The sequence below is a fragment of the Amycolatopsis sp. NPDC043885 genome, from assembly GCF_056435685.1.
This window is the reverse complement of the sequence record NZ_JBWKEA010000021.1, coordinates 157598-176540: the sequence shown is the minus strand read 5'-3', so window position 1 is coordinate 176540 and position 18943 is coordinate 157598. Positions and strand designations below refer to the sequence as shown.

Annotated in this window: 18 protein-coding genes; 3 read left to right on the top strand and 15 right to left on the bottom strand. The window is 70.2% G+C overall.

Translation table 11 applies throughout. The annotated features are described in order from the left end of the window. Window positions 1-143: 143 nt before the first annotated feature. The 10 genes from AC069I_RS38610 to AC069I_RS38565 form a co-directional block, all read right to left on the bottom strand. The gene (locus AC069I_RS38610; RefSeq protein WP_478230381.1) at window positions 144-584 is read right to left on the bottom strand and encodes an SRPBCC family protein; all 441 of its coding nucleotides are present in this window, start codon (window positions 582-584) and stop codon (window positions 144-146) included. A 97-nt stretch (window positions 585-681) separates the two neighbouring features. Next, window positions 682-1305, bottom strand: a complete 624-nt coding sequence (locus AC069I_RS38605; RefSeq protein ID WP_478267561.1) for a hypothetical protein — start codon at window positions 1303-1305, stop codon at window positions 682-684. Window positions 1306-1448: 143 nt separating this feature from the next. Further along, window positions 1449-1994: a hypothetical protein gene (locus AC069I_RS38600; protein WP_478230383.1), complete on the bottom strand. Its 546-nt coding sequence runs from the start codon at window positions 1992-1994 to the stop codon at window positions 1449-1451. 100 nt (window positions 1995-2094) lie between these two features. Continuing rightward, the gene (locus tag AC069I_RS38595; RefSeq protein WP_478230384.1) at window positions 2095-2751 is read right to left on the bottom strand and encodes a response regulator; all 657 of its coding nucleotides are present in this window, start codon (window positions 2749-2751) and stop codon (window positions 2095-2097) included. After that, complete coding sequence (locus AC069I_RS38590) at window positions 2730-3800, bottom strand: histidine kinase (RefSeq protein ID WP_478267560.1); 1071 nt, start codon at window positions 3798-3800, stop codon at window positions 2730-2732. Before AC069I_RS38590 ends, AC069I_RS38595 begins: the two co-directional genes overlap by 22 nt. Next, complete coding sequence (locus tag AC069I_RS38585; RefSeq protein ID WP_478235838.1) at window positions 3793-4896, bottom strand: sensor histidine kinase; 1104 nt, start codon at window positions 4894-4896, stop codon at window positions 3793-3795. The genes AC069I_RS38590 and AC069I_RS38585 overlap by 8 nt, the downstream gene beginning before the upstream one ends. 8 nt (window positions 4897-4904) lie before the next feature. Beyond that, a complete protein-coding gene (locus AC069I_RS38580; RefSeq protein ID WP_478267559.1) occupies window positions 4905-5933 on the bottom strand; it encodes a hypothetical protein in 1029 nt (342 codons plus the stop codon). Beyond that, window positions 5930-6829: a TolB family protein gene (locus tag AC069I_RS38575; RefSeq protein ID WP_478235836.1), complete on the bottom strand. Its 900-nt coding sequence runs from the start codon at window positions 6827-6829 to the stop codon at window positions 5930-5932. The genes AC069I_RS38580 and AC069I_RS38575 overlap by 4 nt, the downstream gene beginning before the upstream one ends. Then, window positions 6826-8040: an MFS transporter gene (locus tag AC069I_RS38570; RefSeq protein WP_478267558.1), complete on the bottom strand. Its 1215-nt coding sequence runs from the start codon at window positions 8038-8040 to the stop codon at window positions 6826-6828. The genes AC069I_RS38575 and AC069I_RS38570 overlap by 4 nt, the downstream gene beginning before the upstream one ends. 15 nt (window positions 8041-8055) lie before the next feature. Further along, complete coding sequence (locus tag AC069I_RS38565; RefSeq protein ID WP_478235835.1) at window positions 8056-10179, bottom strand: metallophosphoesterase; 2124 nt, start codon at window positions 10177-10179, stop codon at window positions 8056-8058. A 193-nt stretch (window positions 10180-10372) separates the two neighbouring features. On the opposite strand from AC069I_RS38565, the gene AC069I_RS38560 reads away from it, so the two are divergent. Then, entirely contained in the window at window positions 10373-11281 is a 909-nt protein-coding gene (locus AC069I_RS38560; protein WP_478230391.1) for a helix-turn-helix domain-containing protein, read from the top strand. On the opposite strand, the gene AC069I_RS38555 is transcribed toward AC069I_RS38560, so the two are convergent. Both AC069I_RS38555 and AC069I_RS38550 read right to left on the bottom strand, forming a co-directional pair. Beyond that, window positions 11282-11929 carry a TIGR03943 family putative permease subunit gene (locus AC069I_RS38555; protein ID WP_478267557.1) on the bottom strand — a complete coding sequence of 216 codons (648 nt, stop codon included), beginning with the start codon at window positions 11927-11929 and terminating at the stop codon, window positions 11282-11284. Continuing rightward, a complete protein-coding gene (locus tag AC069I_RS38550) occupies window positions 11926-12888 on the bottom strand; it encodes a permease (RefSeq protein ID WP_478235834.1) in 963 nt (320 codons plus the stop codon). The genes AC069I_RS38555 and AC069I_RS38550 overlap by 4 nt, the downstream gene beginning before the upstream one ends. A gap of 176 nt (window positions 12889-13064) precedes the next feature. Between AC069I_RS38550 and AC069I_RS38545 the strand changes: the two genes are divergently transcribed. Then, on the top strand, window positions 13065-14702 hold the full coding sequence (locus AC069I_RS38545; RefSeq protein ID WP_478267556.1) for a choice-of-anchor A family protein: 1638 nt from the start codon (window positions 13065-13067) through the stop codon (window positions 14700-14702). Here the strand turns inward: AC069I_RS38545 and AC069I_RS38540 are convergent. Beyond that, window positions 14699-15577: a DUF2268 domain-containing putative Zn-dependent protease gene (locus AC069I_RS38540; RefSeq protein ID WP_478230395.1), complete on the bottom strand. Its 879-nt coding sequence runs from the start codon at window positions 15575-15577 to the stop codon at window positions 14699-14701. The two genes, AC069I_RS38545 and AC069I_RS38540, sit on opposite strands and share 4 nt — an antisense overlap. A gap of 256 nt (window positions 15578-15833) precedes the next feature. On the opposite strand from AC069I_RS38540, the gene AC069I_RS38535 reads away from it, so the two are divergent. Then, window positions 15834-16745 (top strand): hypothetical protein, encoded by a 912-nt coding sequence (locus AC069I_RS38535; protein WP_478267555.1) that lies wholly within the window; start codon window positions 15834-15836, stop codon window positions 16743-16745. Between the two features lie 29 nt (window positions 16746-16774). Here AC069I_RS38535 and AC069I_RS38530 read toward each other — a convergent pair whose 3' ends face one another. Beyond that, window positions 16775-17446 (bottom strand): GntR family transcriptional regulator, encoded by a 672-nt coding sequence (locus AC069I_RS38530; RefSeq protein ID WP_478230397.1) that lies wholly within the window; start codon window positions 17444-17446, stop codon window positions 16775-16777. Next, window positions 17443-18876, bottom strand: coding sequence for an aldehyde dehydrogenase family protein (locus tag AC069I_RS38525; RefSeq protein ID WP_478267554.1), 1434 nt, complete (start codon window positions 18874-18876; stop codon window positions 17443-17445). The genes AC069I_RS38530 and AC069I_RS38525 overlap by 4 nt, the downstream gene beginning before the upstream one ends. Window positions 18877-18943: the final 67 nt, after the last annotated feature.

The window sequence follows — 18943 nt, the reverse complement described above, 5'->3', positions numbered from 1 at the left end:
ACGAGAGCGGCGACCCTGAAGGTCCGTGAAGGCCTCCTTCACTACCTTCAGGGTAGGCAAGGAGGCCTTCACGGACACATGATCAGCCCCAGCCAGATCCAGTAGGTATCCAAGACGCTCTCGGCCCTGACCCGAACCGCCACTCACGAGGCCGGAAGCGCTTCGAGCGTCGCCTTCATCGCCGGCACCAACTCGTCGCCCATCCTTTCGAACTCCCGCTTGAGGAACGGGTCCGCGAGTTTGGCCAGGCCGTGGAACTCGATGGTGGCGTGGTAGCTGACGGTCGTCGCGCCGTCTTCCTCGGAGATCGTCAGATCGTCGGTGGACGTCGCGGTCTTGTTGCTGCCGACGAACACGATCCGGTCCGGCTCCAGCCGCTCGAGGCGATAGGTCAGCTCGGTCTTCTTGCCGCGGAACTCGGACACGTTGTGCCATTGCGCTCCGACGGCGATCGGGCCGGTGTCGATACGGGTGCAGGACACGGTGCCGGGGTCCCACGACTCGGCGTGCGCGAAGTCCCGCAGGTAGCCGACGACGGTCTGGGCGGGGGTTCGGACGGTGATCGTCCGGTGCACGTGGACCATCACGACAACGGTACGCAGGAGAACCTGGACCCGCAGCGTGGCTGCGCGTGAAGGCCCCCGTCCCCCGAGGGAAAGGGGCCTTCACGCGCTGATGGGCTTACTTCTTCCAGACGATCGGGTCGTCCTTGTACCCGTCACCATCGTTGAACTCCGCGCCGCCGACCTCTCCGCCGTCCCTGATGGCCTGGAGCTCACAGGTCTCGTAGGTCGCGCCGGCGGTCTTGAAGTCCTTCTTCGCCGACTCGGACTGGCAGTTCGGGGTCTCGCCGGTGATGATCACGCCGGTGCTCTTGTTGTTCGGCCCGACCGCGCGCAGGCGCACCGTGCTGTAGGTGAGGTCCGTGCCGCCGACGTTCTCCACCGACATCCGGATGTACACCGGCGTCATGCCCTTGGCCTTCTCACCGTAGGAGGCGAGGTCTTCCTTCGGGCCGAGCTCGATCGCCTTGACGGTGATCGCGATGGTGCCGGACTTGTCGTTGCCGTACTTGAACGGGACGACGGCGCGCTCGCCGACCTTGAGTTCGCTGCCGGGCGCGGTGGCGTCCGCGTTCGAGACCGGGACCGTGCCGCTGGTCGCGGGCGAGGACGCCGCGGCCGACGTCGGCGCGGGCGACGGGGCGGGAGCGGGGCTGCCCCCCTCCTCTTTGCCGCCGCAGGCGGAAAGCAGCAGCGCGGCGGCGCAGCCGGCGGCGGGCAGGGCGATACGGTCGAACTTCATGGATCTCCTCGGACTCCCCGCCGAAATCCTGCTCCGGCGTTCTCGCCACGCACCGTAGTCGATGAGGGAGTAAGTCGGTGTGGGCCATTCGCACCACGAATGATCACGAATCGGTTACGCTGTTCGGCTCAATGGGGAGGTGTTCACTTCTTCCAGGTGACGGGGTCGTCCTTGTAGCCGTCGCCGTCGACGAACGACACGCCGCCGACCTCGCCCCCGTCCTTGACGCCTTCGGTGTCGCAGGTCTCGTAGATCGCGCCCGGCGTGGTGAACGTCGCCGGCGCCGTCTCGCCGTTGCAGGCCGCGGTGCCGCCGGCCATGATCACCTTGGTGCCCTTGCCGTTCGCGTCGACCGCGCGCACCGACACCGAAGTGTCGGCGAGGTCCGTGCCGCCGACGTTCTCGATCACCATCCGGACGTACACCGGAAGCGATCCCTCGCCCTTGTCCTCGAACTTGGCGAGATCCTCCTTGGGGCCGATCTCGACCGACTTGACGGTGATCGCGATCGTGCCCGACTTGCCCGCGTCGCTGAACGAGACGACGGCGCGTTCGCCGACCTTGAGCTCGCTGCCGGGCGCCATGGTGCCGTCGGCCCTGACGGTCTTCCCGCCCTCCTCGCCGCAGGCGGAAAGCAGCAGCGCGGCGGCGCAGCCGGTGGCGATCAAGGCGGTACGGGCGGACTTCATGGTTCTCCTCGGACTCCCGCCGAACCTGTACCGGCGTGCTCGTCACGCACCGTAGCCGCAACCGGAGGCGGTGCCTGTGGTCCGTTCGCACCACGACCGATCACAAATCGCTTACGCCGATCAACCCGTCTTGGATCGCCCGCGCGACGAGCGCTGCCTTGGTCGGGGCCTCCCTGCCGATCTGGGCGTACTTGACCCGGATCCGCTCGAGATGCGAGTTGACCGTGTTCGGCGAGATCCCCAGCCGGTGCGCGACGAAATCCTTCGACTCGGACTGGAACCACTCGATGAGCACCTCTGTCTCGCGCGCGGAGAGGGCGGGACGCCGCTCCGAGCGGTCGCCGGCCATCGCGCCCGCCAGCGACGGCGGCGTGTACGTCCGGTCGGCCGCCGCCGCGCGCACGGCTTCGACGATGTGTTCCGCGCCTTCGGACTTGGTGAGATAGCTGAGCGCGCCGAGTTCGAGACACTGCAAGACCGTCTCGTCGTCGGCCCGCATCGAGTAGACGACGACGCGACGGCCCGCCTCGGTGAGCCGCCGCAGATCGCCCATCGCCGGGGTGGTGCTGTTCAGGTGCAGGTCGAGGATGACGACGTCGGCCTTCGCGCCCTCGCCGATCCACGCGGCCCGTACGTCTTCGCCCTCGGCCACCACGGTGACCGGTGGGGTACCGCAGGACAGCCAGTGCACGACCCCGGCCCGCACGGCCGGATGATCGTCGACGACCACCGCGGTCAGTTCGGTCGCGAACGCCATTTCGCCTCCATCCACGATCGTTCTCCCAGTGCGTGCCATTCGACGTCGACGGCGCCCGATCCGTTCGCCGTCGGGCCGGGTTCACCGTCCGTGATCGCGGCGACGCGGATTTCGTCGTCGGTGCGCAGGACGCTGACCCTGGCCCGCGTCCGGGCGGCGGCCAGCGCGGTCATCAGCGGACCGGTCAGATCGCGGCGGATCGAGGTCGGGACAGGCGCCGCTTCGCCGCTGACCGCCAGCGTCACGGTCAAGCCCCGCCGCTCGGCGAGATCGACGCAGGCCGAGACCTCGTGCAGCAGCGGGTCGGGCACGTCGTCGTTCTCCGCGAACAGCCGCCGCAGTTGCGTGGCGGCGAGCGCGCAACGCCGCCGGACCGCGTCGTCACGCGGGTCCAGGGTGTGGTCGGCCAGTCCGGCCAGCAGCGGCAGGGTGGCGCCGAGCTGCCCGGCGAACCGGCTCCGCTGGTCGGCTTCCCGTTCCTCCGCGAGCGCTTTGCGGTGGGCCTGCCGGTCGCGTTCGGCCGAAGCCTCCGCGGCTTCGCCAGCCCGCCGGTTGACGACCCTGATCAGCGCCAGCGTCGCGGCCTGGAAGGCGAGCACGCTGAGCCCGGCGATCACGACGCTGCCGATCTCGCCGCGATCGGTGGGCGCGGCGCCGATCTGCCGGACGAAGGTGAGCGCCATCTGGAGGACGAGCGCGGTCATCGCGACAGCGGGGCGGTCCAGCAGCAGCACCAGCAGATGCCAGCCCGCGAGACCGGACGCCCAGTCCTCGTCACCGAGGAGCCGGTTTGGGGGCAGGGTCCAGATGGCGACCGCTGAGGCGGCGAGGACCACGATCGCCCCCGCGAGCGCGACCGGCAAAGGGACCGGCTTCCAGCGCAGCACCCACCACGCCGCGACGACGAGTACGCCGGCGAGCGCGGCGAACGCGACCCGGCCAGGGGTGTCGTCCAGCCGGGGCAGGCTGAGCCCGAGCTGGATCGCCGCCGTCGCGAGCAGTACCGCGATCCGGCAGCCGCCGAGCACCCGGTCCGCGGTCTCATTCATGCGGCCACACCAGTTCCACCGTGGTCCCGGCCCCGGGCGAGGAGGTCACCTCGGCCCGGCCACCCGCCGTGGCCATGCGTTCGACGAGCGAGCCCCGGACGCCTCGCCGCTGGGCCGGGGTCTTCGCCGGGTCGAAACCGCGGCCTTCGTCCCGGATGGTCACGCGCACCCCGTCTTCCACCGTGAGGCGGGCCTCGCCGACACCGGCGTGGCGCTCGACGTTCACCAGCGCCTCGCGCACGGCACGGACCAGCGCGAGCGCCGCCGACGCCGGGATCGGCGCGACCGGAGACCAGCGCGTCTCGACCTTCACCGGGCTTTGCGCGAGCACACCGCGCAACGAGGTTTCGAGGTCGACGACGCTGCCGGGCCCGGATTCGCCGGTGAGGATCGCGAGATCCCGGCGGGCGTATCCGGCGACCTCGGACGGCTCCGTCGTTTCGCCGCGCTGGGCCACCGTGAGAAAGGTGGCCGCGGCCGTGTCGTGCAGGACGGCCAGATACTCGCGTTCCTGCAGCCGTCGTTGCACGGCAAGGGATTCCTCCCGGGTCAGCCGGGCCTGGCGCTCGCGCAGATCGTCGATCCGGCGCGTGGTCCGCGACAGCAGGAGGAAGGCGACCCTGGCGAGGGTGGCCTCGATCAGCACTCGCACCACCACCGACAGGCCGTCCTCGAAGCCGAGAGGCACCACTTCGATCGCCAGCAGGCAGGCGATGGCGGGCACGGTGACCTTCGGCGGCCACTCCCACTGGAGGGTGATCGCGGTGATGGTGAGGACGTTGAGCGCCCATTGGTTCAGCTCGCCCGCTTCGGGCGCGGTCAGGAACTGGGTGCCGCAGATCGCCGCGGCGCGCACCAGCGTCAGCGCGAACGCCACCGGCCTGCCCCGGCCCGTCTTCCCCACGAGGTGCTCGGCCACGGCGGTGACCATGGCCAGCGCGAGCAGGCCGAAGGCGAGCGGGAGCGCCCCGGACGGCGTGGCGAGTGCCCCGAAAACACTGATCACCAGCAGCCCGGCGCCCCTGGCCGGCCCGGCGAACCGGCCGACCACCCGCGAGAACTCCGCTTCGACGGAGGTCTCACGATCGGACGGCACGGCAGCAGTCAAGCAGATGCCTTGAGCGTGCGCAGGTCCAGTACCTGCCAGGTCAGGGATTCGTTCCCGCCCTCCGACCACCAGACGAACGGCCCTCGCGCCAGGACCGTGCCGAACTCCGCCGCCAGGTCGGCCATCCGGCCGGTGGCGGTGTCGTAGAGGGCGAGCACGCCGCGGTCGTCGTCGACCACCACCGCGTACCGGTCGAGCACGACGACGTCGCCGAACGCGGGCCGGATCCCCTTCCCGCCGACCCGTCTTCGCTCGGACCCGTCGGGTCTCATGAGGTCGAGCCGCGCGGTCCCGCTCTGGCGCAGTACCTGGACCCGGCACCAGGACGGTGTGCAGTCGACCAGTTCGACGCTCTGCCCGTCGACCTTCGTGACGCGGCCGTCGCGGAGGTCCACGAGTTCCGACGGTCCCGCCTGCTCGACCGCCGCCGCCGTCGCGAAGGGCCATGCGGTGAGCGCGTACTCGCCGGGCAGCGGAACCCGGGTCACCGGGCCGCCGGACAACGCCACCGTCCGCACCTCGGTGGCGTCGCCCCGCACGGCCGCCCAGCCGGCCTTGCCGTCGTGCACGACGAGGTCGTACTGGGAGTCCAGGAGCACGACCCGCCCGGTGTCGGCGGTGACGGGAACCGGGTCCTCACCGTGTGGCCCGGCCCGCCACAGCGTCCCCGTCCCGGTGATGTCGGACAGTTCCAGCCACACCAGAGCCTCCGGGGACACGGCGAGGACGAACCGGGGCGAGCCCGACGGCGGGACTTCGCGGAGCACGCGATCTCCCACCATGAGCCGGACGACGTCGTTCGCCCGCGTCACCCCGGCGGAGATGCCGGAATCGAGGAACGCCAGCGGGGTGTAGGGAGCACCGGTGACGGCGTTCGCGGTGATCCGGGCGTCCGGCCAGACGTCGGTGAGCGCGGGGACGGCGGGAACCTCGGCCTCGGGAGCGGGCCCGGGCAGGACCACCACGACGACGGCCGCCAGCGCGGCGAGTGCCAGACCCGTGAGGGTGCAGTCGCGCGGGATCACCGCACCACCGCGGGGGAGGAAGCACCCGCGCGGAGGAGCGCGGGCGCTCCGGTGCCGTCGGCGGGTACCGCGTAGATCGCCTTGTCCCGGCCGTAGGCGACGGTCCGGTCGTCGAGCCACTGCGGCTGGTCGTCCAGATGCGCGGGGTCGGCGAGCGGGACATCGCGGCCGTCGGCGAGGCCGAGCACGTGCAGCCGCCACCGGTCGCCGTCACGGAACTTGTAGGCGACGCGGGTGCCGTCCGGGGAGAGCGACGGGCATTCGACGTTGCGCCGCAGGGAAGTCAGTGTCCTGGTACGCAGGTCGCCGCGAACCAGCCAGGTGCCACCCGCGGACCTGGCGGTGGCGTAGAACGTCAGATCGTCTCTGGCGAAGGTCACACCCCAGTAGTTCAGGTCCGCGGCCGGGTACGGCTTTCCGTCCACGGTGAGCGCGAAGTCCTCCAGTGAGCCGTAGTGGTTCCCTGTCGCCAGGTCGAAGATCCCGGCGGTGGTGGAGAACGTGCCCACCCCGCCCAGATAGGAGTCACCGGAGCGGAACACCGTCCAGCCCACCAGCCGCCCGGAGGGGGAGACCCGGACTCGGGACGGCAGTCCCCATTCCGAGATCAGCCGGGGTTCGGCTCCGGGTTTCGTGACGACCAGCTCGGCCTGGTCCGGTAGCGCCGTCGCGCGCAGGCACGCCATGGTCCCCGCGGCGACGTCCACCCGCTGACAGGAGGGGCCGACACGGTCGTCCTGCCGGACCCGGCCCGACTCGTCCACGTACAGCAGGCCGCCGCGCGCGAGGTCCAGCTGCTGCTCCGCCGCCGCGTCGCCGGTGCGAAGCCCGACGAAGACCGCCCCGGCCACCACGATCAGCACGACCGCCGCGACGCCCACCCAGGTCCGCTTCATTTGATCCTCGTTCCGGCCACTACCGACACCAGCAGCACCACGGCGAACACCGCGAACGCGGGCCGCAGCGCCGTTCCGGCCGCGAGCGCGCCGAACAGGACCGCCCCCGTCGCCCTGGCCAGTGCTTGTCCTGTTTGGACGATCGCGAGACCGGTGGCCCGCAAAGGCTCCGGTACCAGCGGTGCCGCGTGCGCCATCAGGACGCCGTCCGTGCACGCGTAGAACACGCCGTGTGCCGCCAGGACGACCGCCGCGACGAGCCATCCGCTCGCCGAAGCGGCCAGGACGACGTACGCGGCGAGCAGGACGACGTGGCCGGCGAGGAACACCTTCCAGCGGCCGAGCCGGTCCGCGATCCGTCCGACCGGGGACGCCAAGGTCATGAAGGTCAACGCCGTCGCCAAGGGCAGCAAGGGAAGCGCCCCGGGTGGCAGTCCGGCGGATCGCTGCACGCCGACGAACAGGAACATGTCGCCGACCGTGCAGACCCCGAGAAGCGCCGCGGCCAGGCAGGTGCCGCGGAGCCCTGGCTGCCGCAGCAGGGCGAAACCCGCTCGCAGCCGTACGCGCGACCGTTCGACCGTCCCGGCGGGGGCACGGACGAACACGGCCAGCACGATCACCGCGATCACGGCGAGGCAGAAGCTCACCCCGAACACCGCCGGGTAGTCGCCGACGAGCACGGTCAGCAGGCCGAACGCGACGATCGGCCCGAGCAGCGCGCCCGCCGTGTCCATCGCCCGATGGACGCCGAACGCGCGGCCAAGGCCGTCCGCGGGGGAGGCGAGGGTGATCATCGCGTCCCGCGGCGCGGTGCGGATGCCCTTGCCCGCGCGATCGGCCCCGATCACCAGGCCGATCGCGCCGAGCGAGGACCCGGCCGCGGGGAAGGCGAGTTTGGTCGCCGCCGAAAGGCCGTAGCCCACCAGGGCCACGGCCTTCGGACGGCCGAGGCGGTCGGCGACGAAGCCGCCCGCAAGCCGCAGGAGCGCCGTCGCGCCTGTGTAGAGCCCGTCGATCGCACCCAGCTGCAGGTAACCGACGCCGAGCCCGTACACGAGATAGAGCGGCAGCACGGCGGTGACCATTTCGGCGGACACGTCCGTGATCAGGCTGACCACGCCCAGACCGATGACGGTGCCCGACACCGCGTGCTTGGCGCGGCCTCCCGGCCGGGCCGGGTCAGCGGAGCGGATCGTGGAGAGGTACATGTCCGCCTTCCCGGGCTACGCGGTGACGCGCACGTCGTCGACCGCGGACTCCCACAGCGACGCGGTACTCGCGTCGGCCGCCTCGACCAGCAGGCGCACACTGCGCCCGGCGAAGGACGACAGGTCGGCCGTCGCGGTCTGCCACACGCCCGCGACTTCGGTCGCGGAGCCGAGTTTCTCGAACACCGTCGTCGGCGTGGTGCCGTCGAGCACGCGGATGCGCAGATAGTCGGCGGAGGTGGCGTTGTCGCCGTGCGCGAAGGTGTAGGAGAACGTCAGCTTCCCGCCCGCCGGCACGGTGAACGACGGCGAGGCCATCGACGAACCGCCGCCGTCGAGGTCGTTGGCGCCGTACGCCGATCCGGCCAGCCGCCCGGTGACCAGGCAGTTCGCGCCGCTGGTCGTGTCGCCGCGCTGCTTGATCTGGTTGCTGTACGTCGACGTGGTCTGCTCCGGATCGCCCCGTTCCCACTTGCCCGAGGTGGCGGTGTCCGCGCCGGCCGCGTTGAGCTGCCAGCCCTTGTCGGTCTCGAAGTCGTCCGCGAACGCCTCACCGCCTGCCGGACCGACGCTCACCGAGACCTTCGCGGTCTGGGTCGTGGAGCCCGATGACCCGGTGACCGTGGCGGTCGCCGAGCCGGTCGCGGTATCCGACGCGGTCAAGGTCAGCGTCGCCGTCGCGCTGCCGTTGGCGGGCGGGGTGACCGACGACGGCGAGATCGTGCCGGTCACTCCCGAGGGCAGGCCCGAAACCGAAAGCACGGTCGCGGAGCTGAAGCCTCCGGTGCTGCCGACGTTCACCGTCACCGAGGCCGTCCCGCCCGGTTCCACCGACACCGACGACGGGCTGGTGCCGACGGAGAAGGCGGGGGAGGAGACGCCCTTCTTGCATTTGCCGGTCGCGGTGTCGGTGAAGGTGCGGCCCGATACCGGCACGAAGTCGCTGCGGTAGTCCGTCGCGCTCAGCGTCAGCTTCCCGACGCCGAAGGTGTTGGTGTTGCCCGCTTCCTGCACGGCGGCGGACGACTGGTCGAAGTTGTAGTAACCTCGGCCGCCGGTACCGATCAGCAACTCGCGGACGCCGTTCACGTCGTCGCGGGTACCGTCCGGCCGCGAGGGCGCGTACCGCTGGTAGTTGTGGTCGTGGCCGACGACGATCAGGTCCGCCTTCGCGTTGTAGAGCGCCTGGAAGAACGGCCTCACCGACGTGTCGTCCCCGTGGGAGCCGCGGCTGAACCGCGGATGGTGGAAGAACGCGGCCGTGCACGGTTTGGTGCTCGCCGCCAGATCGTTCTTCAGCCAGGTCTCCTGCGCGGAGCCGGTGCTCCGGGTGATGTTGGAGTTGAGCGCGACGAAATGCCAATCGCCGACGTCGAAGCTGTAGTAGCCCTTGCCTCTTTCACCGGCGCGCGTGCCGAAATAGTCGAAGTAGCCCGAGGCGCCGGAGGTGTTGTACTCGTGGTTGCCCGGCGTCGGATAGGTGATGGATTTGAACTGTCCGTAGTAGGGGTCATAAGTGTTCTTGTATTCGGACAGCGTGCCCGAGTTGTACGCGTTGTCCCCGGCCAGAATGAGCGCCTGCGGGTTCATGTTCTTGATCAGCGGGGCGGTCTGGTTGCACGAAGACCCGCAGACGTCGCCGACCGCCGCGACGGTCGTGGTCGCCGAGGCGAGAGGCCGGTCTCCGGCTTGGTAGGCGTCGATGGCGAAGCGGCTGGCGGGGTCGGACAGCGCCGCCGCGACTCGCACACAGTCGCCTTCGAACGCGCGGGTGTGGAACGCCTTGCCAGGCCAGTTCCGCGCGGTGAGCGTGAACGCGCCCGCGCGGCTGCCGGTGAGCGTCACCGAGTCCTCGCCGCGCAGCGAAAGTTCCGTGAACCGGACTCGCAGCCACTGCGCGCCGGGTGCGCAGACGGACCGGGTGGCCATGGTGGACGCGCCGGCACCGGAGACCGAAGCGGCGCCGGCGGTGACCCCGGCCTCGGTCAGTTGTGGAACCTGATCGGCCACTTCGGGCGCGGCGGGTGGCGCGGCTCCGCCCGCTTGGGGTTGCGCGGCGACCAGGAAGGCCCCGGCCGCCAGCGTGGCGGTTGCGACGGCCAGCGTACGGCGGCGCCATCGTCTTGTGCTTGAGCGCATGGGAAATCATCCTCTTCGATCATCGGCGGGAGGACGTGCGAGTCGTCGGCGATTCGGGGATTCTTCCGACGATTCCGACCCTAATCACGGCCGGAGGAGGGTCAACGAAAAGTCGCCGGGACGCTGGATAACTCTGAACGGGCCCGGTTCACCCGACGAAAGTCGGGCGTTCCGGACGGTACGCTGCGCCTTCATGACGAGTCTCGCTCCGGCGGAATTCGGTGCCGCACTGCGCACCGCGATCGAACGCAGCGGGCTGAGCCTCAGCGAGATCAGCCGCCGATTGCGCGCGCAGGACACGCCGGTCAGCATCAGTGCGCTGAGCTATTGGCAGAATGGCGAAAACCGGCCGGAACGGGCCAGTTCCCTCGCCGCGGTGACCGCGCTGGAGACCATTCTCGGCCAACCGCCGGAAACGCTGACCGGGTTGCTCGGCCCGCGGCGCCCCCGCGGCCGCGGGACGAGCCGCACCGGCGACGCCCTGCCCTACGACCAGGTGTGGCGGCGGCCGGAGGAAGTGGTGCGCGCACTGGCCAAAATGGACGCGACGCCGGACGAACTCGATACACCGCACCGGATTTCGCAGAACGTGTGCTACCGCGTCGACGGGCACGGGCACCAGGAATCGATCCGGGTCCGGCGGCTCGTCCGCGCCGATCACGACGGCACCTCGCGGTTCGTGTTCGTGAGCCGGTGTTCCAGTATCACGCAGCCGCCCGTGGTGCTGTTCACCGAAGGCTGCCGTCCGGCGCGGTTCCGCGCGGACGTCCCGTCGTCCACCTGCGTCTTCGAATTCGCGCTCGACCGGGCCTTGGCCGCGGGCGAACTGGCCTCTGTGGAGTTCGGGGTCCGGTTTCCGCCGGGACAGACCAACCGGCACGCGCAGATCGCGCTCTACCGGCCCGCGCGGGACATCGTCGTGCAGCTCGCGTTCGACCCCGGACGGCTGCCGAAACGCTGCACCGCGTTCTTCCAGCCTCGCAGCGGGCTGCCACGCGAGGAGCGCGGCGAGGCGAGATTCGACAGGGCGACCAGTACTTTCCAGTTCATCACCCTCGACCCGCTCCCCGGCCAGTACGGGATCCAATGGAGCTGGGCCTGACTATTCGTAAGGACGTTCGGGCGCGGCCACCGGTACGACGTTTTCGACCTTCAGGAACGGGATGCGTTCGCCGTTGACGGCGTCCACCACGGATCCCGGCCGGAACGTGCCGGTGACCTCGATCCAGGTGTCGGGCGCGCTCGGGACCTGGCCGTCCAGCACGACCTTCACCGGGCGGCCGTCCGCTGCGCAGCACGTCAGGATCATCCGGACGAGCAGTGACGCGCCGTCCGGGCCGGTGGCGGTGAAACCGGTGAGCACGACCCTTCTCGCACCGAGGGACCGGCCCTCGTCGAACACCGCGCGGGAGGCGTAGTCCAGGACGGTCACCTTCACCGGGTCGCCGTCGGGCAGTGCCGGATATTCGTCGGATCGGCTCAGCGCAGTGCCCGCGTTGCCCGCCGCGTAGCTGCCGAGCGGCTGCGGGGCGACCAACAGCAACGCGAGAACCGGAAGAGGGAGCAGCCAGGCCACTTTCGGATGACGATGGCGGTTCGTCGCCGCCAGCACCAGGACCAGGAGACCGGACGCGAGCAGGAACGGCCACAGCCCTTCCTTGACATAACGCAGGTATTGGCCGGTCAAGCAGACCTTGACCACGGCCGCGCCCAGCAGGAGCAGCACGACGGTCGCGGCGGTCCGGTTCACCAGAGCACCGTCCCGGTCACGACCCCGCAACCGAGCGCGACCACGAACGTGGCGGGCGCGAACCGGGCGGCGAACCGCCTGCCGAAGGTGCCGGCCTGCATGGCGAACAGCTTCAGGTCGACCATCGGCCCGACCACGAGGAACGCCAGGCGGGCGGTGAGGGAGAACTGGCTCAGCGAGGCGGCGACGAAGGCGTCCGCTTCGCTGCAGATCGACAACAGGACCGCCAGCAGGGACAGCGCGAGGACACCGAGCACCGGATGGTCCGCGACGGTCTGGAGCCAGCGGCCGGGGATCAGGACGTTGAGCGTCGCGGCCGCCATGGCACCGATGACCAGGAATCCGCCCGCATGCACCAGGTCGTGGCCTGCCGCGCCGGCGAACGCCCGCCAGCGCGGGCCGTCGTGGGCGTGCGCGGGCAGCTTGATCCACTCCGTCCGGCCGAGGCCGAGCCACAGCCAGCCCATCACGACCGAGGCGGCGAGCCCGGCCGCCGCCCTGGCGAAGACCATCGACGGCTGATCCGGGAACGCGATCGCCGTGGCGGCCAGCACGACCGGATTGAGGGCGGGGGCGGCGAGCAGGAACGCCAGCGCCGCCGCCGGGGTGACCCCCTTGCGCACCAAGGCGCCGGCGACCGGGACCGAACCGCATTCGCAACCCGGCAGCACCATTCCGGTCGCCGCGGCCGCCGGAACCGCGAGAACCGGACGTTTCGGAAGGGCTTTCGCGAAGAATTCCCGCGGCACGAAGACCGCGATCGCGGCGGAAAGGGTCACCCCGAAGACGAGGAAAGGAACAGCCTGGAGCACGATCGAAACGAAGACCGTCGTCCAGGTCTGCACGATCGGCGTGCCGAGGACATCGTCGAGCGGGCCTCGGACCAGCAGGACGAGAACGAGAAGGCCCGCGAGCACTTCCACCGAACCGGCGCGCCTGCCCACTCCGGTGTCCGTCATGTGGCGAACCTCCCATCGTCCGGCAAGACTCTAGGGATTTCGCGTTCCACCTGGAATTCCCTTGTCTGGACAACGCTGGACGTCCACGAATGGGGTGGGTTACCCGCCTCGCCCGGTCGGGGGTATTTCCGCATTCCGATTGTGTTCGCACGGTCGATGGGCACAAGAATCGCCGCATGCGTGCAAGGCGATTCGCCTCTCTTTCTGCCGGTGCCGCCGCCGCGGTGTGCGTGGCGGCGCTCGTGGTCACCGACGGCGCGGTCGCCGCCCCTTTACCGGGCGGTCTGGGACCGTGCGTCGGGCCGGCCTGTCCCGATGTGTACCCACCGGTGAACAACGAGGATTACGCGGGCCGGGACGACGGCATCAATGTCTATGTCGGCGGCGAATTCCAGGTACGGGAAGCCGCCGCGGAAGCCGAAGGGCGGGTCGTCGTCCTCGGTGATTTCGACATGGCGAAACGAGCGGGCGCGTCCTCCGTCTACAACGTCGGCATCGCCGGTGTCGGTTCGCGTGTCCCGCCATCGGACGGCGCCGACTTCCTGACCACCGGCGGGAACGTCAGTGTCGCGGCGGACCAGCGGCTGCTCGCCGACGGCGGCGTCGTCCGGCACGCGGGAACCGTCACCGGGACGGTGACCGGCAAGCTCGAAAAGGACCCCGACGCGGCGAAACCCTATCTGGGCCTGCGCGAGGAACTCCGAGTGGCGAGCAAGTGCTACGCACGGGAAGGCACCACGCCGCGTCCGGCCACGGGCACGGCGGTCAACCAGGGATACCGCACCCTGTTCACCGGGGACGGGAAATCCGCGCTGCAGGTGTTCACCGTGGACTTCGACCTGACCGGCGCCACCGGTGGCATGCAGGGGATCGAGTTCGAGGGCATCCCGGCCGGGGCGACGATTCTGGTCAACATGGTGGGAGCCGCCCGGACGATCAACACCTACACCGGCGACCTCAACGACCAGGATCCGCTGAACAAGCTGCGCGAGCGGCTGCTGTGGAACTTCCCGGACGCCACCGGAGTGAAGATCGCCGGAGGCGCCCAGTTCCAGGGGAGTGTGCTGATCGGTGAGCCGGGGAGCACCGCGACCGTCACCGCCTCCGGGATGAACGGCCGTTTCTTCACCACGGGCTCGCTGGTGCACACCTCCGAGGCGACCGGCGGTGGCGGGCAGGAGTTCCACGCCTACCCGTTCAACGGCGACCTGCCCGAATGCGGCAGCACGCCGACCACGACGCCCAGCACCTCCACGTCTTCTTCTTCGTCGTCGAGCAGTTCGCCGACGAGCAGCAGCTCGACCACCACGAGCAGCAGCACCACCACGACCAGTAGCTCGACACCGACCAGCTCGACACCGACCAGCTCGACACCGACGAGCGCCACGTCGACCAGCCCGACTTCGGTGACTTCGACGTCGACGGCGCCCACCTCGACGACGCCGACCTCGACCACGACCACGTCGTCGAGCCCGACGAGCACCAGCTCGACATCGAGCAGTTCCTCCAGCAGCGCGACGTCGTCGAGCCCGACGAGCAGCAGCTCCAGGCCGTCGTCGAGCTTGAGCAGCACCGCGCCGACCACCACCACCAGCAGCAGCACTTCGACCACGACCCCGGGCCCCGGCGTCACGCTGACCACCACGCCCGGGCAGCCGGGCGGGACCGCGCCGGGCGGCGGGCCGTCCGACGGCGGCCCGCTGGCCTCGACCGGCAGCGAGGTCCGGGGCCTGCTGGTCTCCGGCCTGTTCCTGCTGCTCGTCGGTGGCGCGCTGGTGGCACTCACGATCCGGTCGAGGCGCCGCGAGTCCTAGCCGAGGGCGGTGTCGATGACGTCGCGGCGGTCCGCCAGCAGGGCCTCCGCGGCGGTCCGGCCCGTCGCGGCCAGATAGGCGTCGACGAGCCGGTTGCCGGCCGCGTACCCGGCGCCGGTCGGCAGGCCGACGGGTGTGGCGCCGTAACGGGCGGCGGTCTCGTCGCCGTGCACCCACGCCGTGAAGTTCCGCATGCCGGTGATCTCCAGCCCGGAGACGACCTTCGCGAACACGGCGTCGTCGTGCAGATGCGGCACACCGATGCGGGCGTAGCCGAGTTCGTCGCCGTACAGCTGGCGGGCGAACGCGTCGGCCAGGCCCTCGGACACGATCTGCTCGCCGACGGTGACCGTCGCCGGGTCCCAGATCACCCCGCCGGGGCTGTAGCGCAGGTTGTGGTTCAACTCGTGGACGGCCGTGGCTTCCAGCCGCGCCAGGTTCTCCGGATACGGCCAGAAGTTGAGGTGGATGTAGCCGGGCACACTCCCGTTCGCCGTCATCCCCAGATTCGGGCCCATGAAGTGCTCGTCGCCGGGATCACCCAGCACGGTGAGGACGGTGACGTCGGGGACCGTCAGTCCGGGCGTCGCGGCGAGCTGAGCGGTGACGGCGTCGTCGAGCGCCCGCTGGATCCGGTTCCAGGCGTCCGCCTCGTGGAGTGCTTCGAGTGCCTCCAGGCAGCGTTCCTCGTCGCGGTCGAGCGGGAACCCGGAACCCATCGCGTGCATCGCGACGAGATCCACGTCGCCGGGGAAGTAGCGGTACATCCCGGCGGCGGGCTCGACCATCGCCTTGAGCATCGCGGCGCGGTCCGCCCGCGGCGCGCGCAGGATCGCTCGCATCGCGGGGTAGGTGTCGAGAACGGTGATCGTCATGGGAGCGACGGTAAAGGCTCCAGTGGGTGGAGACTCAAGTCCTCGTGGGCGGCCAGGACGGCTCACGAGGGGATGAGGCAAGCACGGCGTGTCGCGAAAGCCACAGCAACGTCGATTGGGGCGGCCTGCCCGCGCGGCACCGCCGGCGGCTCCCTGCCGGTCGAGTTCCCGCGGGATTCGAGGTCGGCGGACCCGGAGCCCGGACCAGGGAGAATCCCGGATGCCGGGACCGCCGCCCGCTTCTAGCGTCGTGATCATGATCCGACGGATACTCCTGACGGTGCTCGCCGGCGCGGCGGTCTTGCTCGTGCCCTGGACCGTCTACCTCGCGCAAACCCTGCCCGACCGGTACGACACCGGCCAGTGGCGCGCGGCCTGGGTCGGATTCGACGTCGCACTTCTGCTCTGCTTCGCGGCCGGCGCGTGGCTGGGGACGCGCCGCCGCCGGGCGGCCGTGCCACTGCTGTCGGCCACGGCCGCGATGTTGTGCTGCGACGCGTGGTTCGACGTCATGCTCGGCTGGACGTCGGCCGAACGGTGGACCAGTGTCGCGCTCGCCGTCTTCGTCGAGATCCCGGTCGCCGTGGTGCTGGCCTTCACCGCGCGCCGGTTGTTGAGCGACGCGCTGCCGCGGCGATCGGTCACCTTGCGGGACATCGCGATGCGGGAGGACCCGCGATACCAGCGGGTGACGCGTGAGCTTCCCGGCGACACGCGGACGGTCGCGCGCCGGACGGGGCTGGAGCGCGCCGAAGTCACCGAATGCCTGAACACTCTGCGGGACAACGGTTTCGTCCGCCGTCACCGGAAAGGGAACTGGATCGCGATCCCGCAAGACCTACGAGAGCCGAAGCCGGAGGACTACGACGGCGCGGATAGGGAACGGGTCGCGGCCTTCCTCGACGCGAAGTACGCGAACGAGGTCGCCCTGCTGTCCTGGGCCGCGGCGCATCGCGAGGAGTTCGGCCCCTGGGCGACGGCCCAACGGACCTCGACGAGGCTGACCGAGGAGGAGTTCCGTGAGCTGGACGCGGAGTACCGCGAACTGATCACGCGGTACTGCCTACGCCGTCGTCGTCCGGTGGAGGGGGAGAAGGAACTTTCCGTGCGCTTCTACGCTTTTCCGCAGCCGCTAGGGCGTGGTCGTGAGTGGCGATTCGGGTTCTAGCCCGAATCGCCACTCACGACCCACGCAAGCTAAGGGTGCCGCCAGGCCAGGAACGTCTCCAGGGTGGTCAACCGGTGTTCGCGCACAGCCAGTTCGATCTCCCCGGCCGGCGCGTTCCGATCGAACAGGTCGAGGATCTTCCGGTGCTCCTGCACGGATTCGTGCGCGCGGCCGGGGACGAAGCTGAACGTCGACGTGCGCAGCCCGGCCAACCGGTTCCAGCCGCGGTTCACCAGATCGAGTACCTGCGGATTGGGGCAGGTGCCGAACAGGACGCGGTGGAAGTCGCGGTTCAGCGCGGTGAATCGCGACGGCTCGAAGTTGTCCAGGCAGGCGGTCAGTTCCGCGTTGAGTGCCTTGGCCTCGTCGAGCGCCTCGCCGGGCAAGGACGGCGCCGCGAGCGCGGCGGCGTAGCCCTCGACCAGCGCGAGCGTCTGCATGGTGTGCTGGTAGTCGCTCTCGTCCGCCATCGCGACCTGCGCGCCGACGTTGTGCTCGTAGGTCACCAGGCCCTCGGCCTCCAGCCGCCGGACAGCCTCGCGCACGGGCACGGTGCTGACCCCGAGTTCCTGCGCGATCTGCCCGAACACGAGGCGGTAACCGGGGGAGAAGGTGCCGTCGTCGATCCTCGCCTTGATCCAGTGGTAGGCGATCTGCGACTTGCTCATCGTGGTCGAGTTGACCGCGTCGCCCGTGGTCACGAGTAGTGCAGCCAGACGGATTTGATCTCGGTGTACGCGTCGATCGCCCACGGCCCCATCTCGCGGCCCCAGCCGGAAGCCTTGTAGCCGCCCCAAGGTGCCGCCATGTCGGGGATCGACGGCATGTTGACGAACACGGCGCCCGCCCGGATACCGTTGGCGAACCGCTGCGCGACGCCCAGATCGCGGGTCCACACGGTCGCCGCGAGCCCGTATTCGGTGTCGTTCGCCCGTGCGAGCAGTTCGTCCGGATCGTCGTAGGCGGTGACGGCGAGGACCGGGCCGAAGATCTCCTCACGCATGATCGTCATGTCGTCGGCGACGCCGGCGAACAACGTGGGAGAGTAGAAGTAGCCGTCGCGGTCGACGGGCTTGCCGCCGGTGACCAGTTCCGCACCCTGCTCGTTCCCGGTCGAGACGAGGAAGTCCACATGCTCACGGTGCTTCGCGGACACGAGCGGGCCGAGCTGGGTGGATTCGTCCAGCCCCGGACCGATCTTGAGGTCTTCGAGCCCGGCGGCCAGCTTCGCGACGAACTCCTGTTCGCGTTTGCGGTCCACGAAGAACCGGGTGTACGCGGCGCAGACCTGCCCGCTGTTCAGCGTCGCGCCCGCGAGGTTGCCCGCGACGGCGGCGTCGATGTCCGCGTCGTCGGCGATGATGCTGGGTGCCTTGCCGCCGAGTTCGAGGGTGAGGCGCTTGAGGTTCGACTCCGCGCTCGCCGCCGTGATCAGTTTCCCGACCGCGGTGGACCCGGTGTAGGACAGGTGGTCGACGTCGTCGTGCCTGCTCAGGAGCGCGCCCACCGCGCCGTCACCGGTGACCAGGTTGACCACCCCCGGCGGGAACCCGGCCTCGTGCACGAGCTCCACCAGGCGGATGCTGGTCAGCGGGGTGACCTCACTGGGCTTGATCACCACGGTGTTGCCGGTGGCCAGTGCGGGCGCGAGCTTCCACACCAGGATCATCAGCGGGAAGTTCCACGGCGTGATCAGCGCGTTCACCCCGACCGGCTCGCGGCGGGTGTAGTGCAGCGTGTCCGGGAAGGACACCGGGTTGGTGGTGCCCTGGATCTTGGTCACCCAGCCCGCGAAGTACCTGAGGTGCTCCGCCGCGCCGGTGACGCTGACCTGGCGTGAGATGCCGATCGGCTGGCCCTGGTCGCGTGTCTCGAGCGCGGCCAGCTCCTCGTGGTGCTCGTCGACCAGCGACGCCAGCTTGAACAGCAGCGCCGCGCGTTGAACCGGCAGCAGTCCCGCCCATGCGGGGTCGTTAAATGCCTTCCGTGCGGCACCGACGGCGGCGTCGACGTCGGCGGCCGACGCGGTGCCGACCTCCTCGATCACCTGGCCGGTGGCCGGATCGTACGTCGGCAGCGACCCGCCTCCCGCGGCGGTCCACTGTCCGTCGATGAACAGGCGTGTGGCCATGGCTAGCTCCTCCTCGACCGGTGTGTGATCGAGTATCGGGCGCCACGAGGTCTCCGGTCTTGCCCGC

Bases quoted from the DNA above. Each gene is read 5' to 3' on its own strand.
- AC069I_RS38610 (WP_478230381.1), bottom strand. From the start codon at position 584: ATGGTCCACGTGCACCGGACGATCACCGTCCGAACCCCCGCCCAGACC.
- AC069I_RS38605 (WP_478267561.1), bottom strand. From the start codon at position 1,305: ATGAAGTTCGACCGTATCGCCCTGCCCGCCGCCGGCTGCGCCGCCGCG.
- AC069I_RS38600 (WP_478230383.1), bottom strand. From the start codon at position 1,994: ATGAAGTCCGCCCGTACCGCCTTGATCGCCACCGGCTGCGCCGCCGCG.
- AC069I_RS38595 (WP_478230384.1), bottom strand. From the start codon at position 2,751: ATGGCGTTCGCGACCGAACTGACCGCGGTGGTCGTCGACGATCATCCG.
- AC069I_RS38590 (WP_478267560.1), bottom strand. From the start codon at position 3,800: ATGAATGAGACCGCGGACCGGGTGCTCGGCGGCTGCCGGATCGCGGTA.
- AC069I_RS38575 (WP_478235836.1), bottom strand. From the start codon at position 6,829: ATGAAGCGGACCTGGGTGGGCGTCGCGGCGGTCGTGCTGATCGTGGTG.
- AC069I_RS38570 (WP_478267558.1), bottom strand. From the start codon at position 8,040: ATGTACCTCTCCACGATCCGCTCCGCTGACCCGGCCCGGCCGGGAGGC.
- AC069I_RS38565 (WP_478235835.1), bottom strand. From the start codon at position 10,179: ATGCGCTCAAGCACAAGACGATGGCGCCGCCGTACGCTGGCCGTCGCA.
- AC069I_RS38560 (WP_478230391.1), top strand. From the start codon at position 10,373: ATGACGAGTCTCGCTCCGGCGGAATTCGGTGCCGCACTGCGCACCGCG.
- AC069I_RS38550 (WP_478235834.1), bottom strand. From the start codon at position 12,888: ATGACGGACACCGGAGTGGGCAGGCGCGCCGGTTCGGTGGAAGTGCTC.
- AC069I_RS38545 (WP_478267556.1), top strand. From the start codon at position 13,065: ATGCGTGCAAGGCGATTCGCCTCTCTTTCTGCCGGTGCCGCCGCCGCG.
- AC069I_RS38540 (WP_478230395.1), bottom strand. From the start codon at position 15,577: ATGACGATCACCGTTCTCGACACCTACCCCGCGATGCGAGCGATCCTG.
- AC069I_RS38535 (WP_478267555.1), top strand. From the start codon at position 15,834: ATGATCCGACGGATACTCCTGACGGTGCTCGCCGGCGCGGCGGTCTTG.
- AC069I_RS38525 (WP_478267554.1), bottom strand. From the start codon at position 18,876: ATGGCCACACGCCTGTTCATCGACGGACAGTGGACCGCCGCGGGAGGC.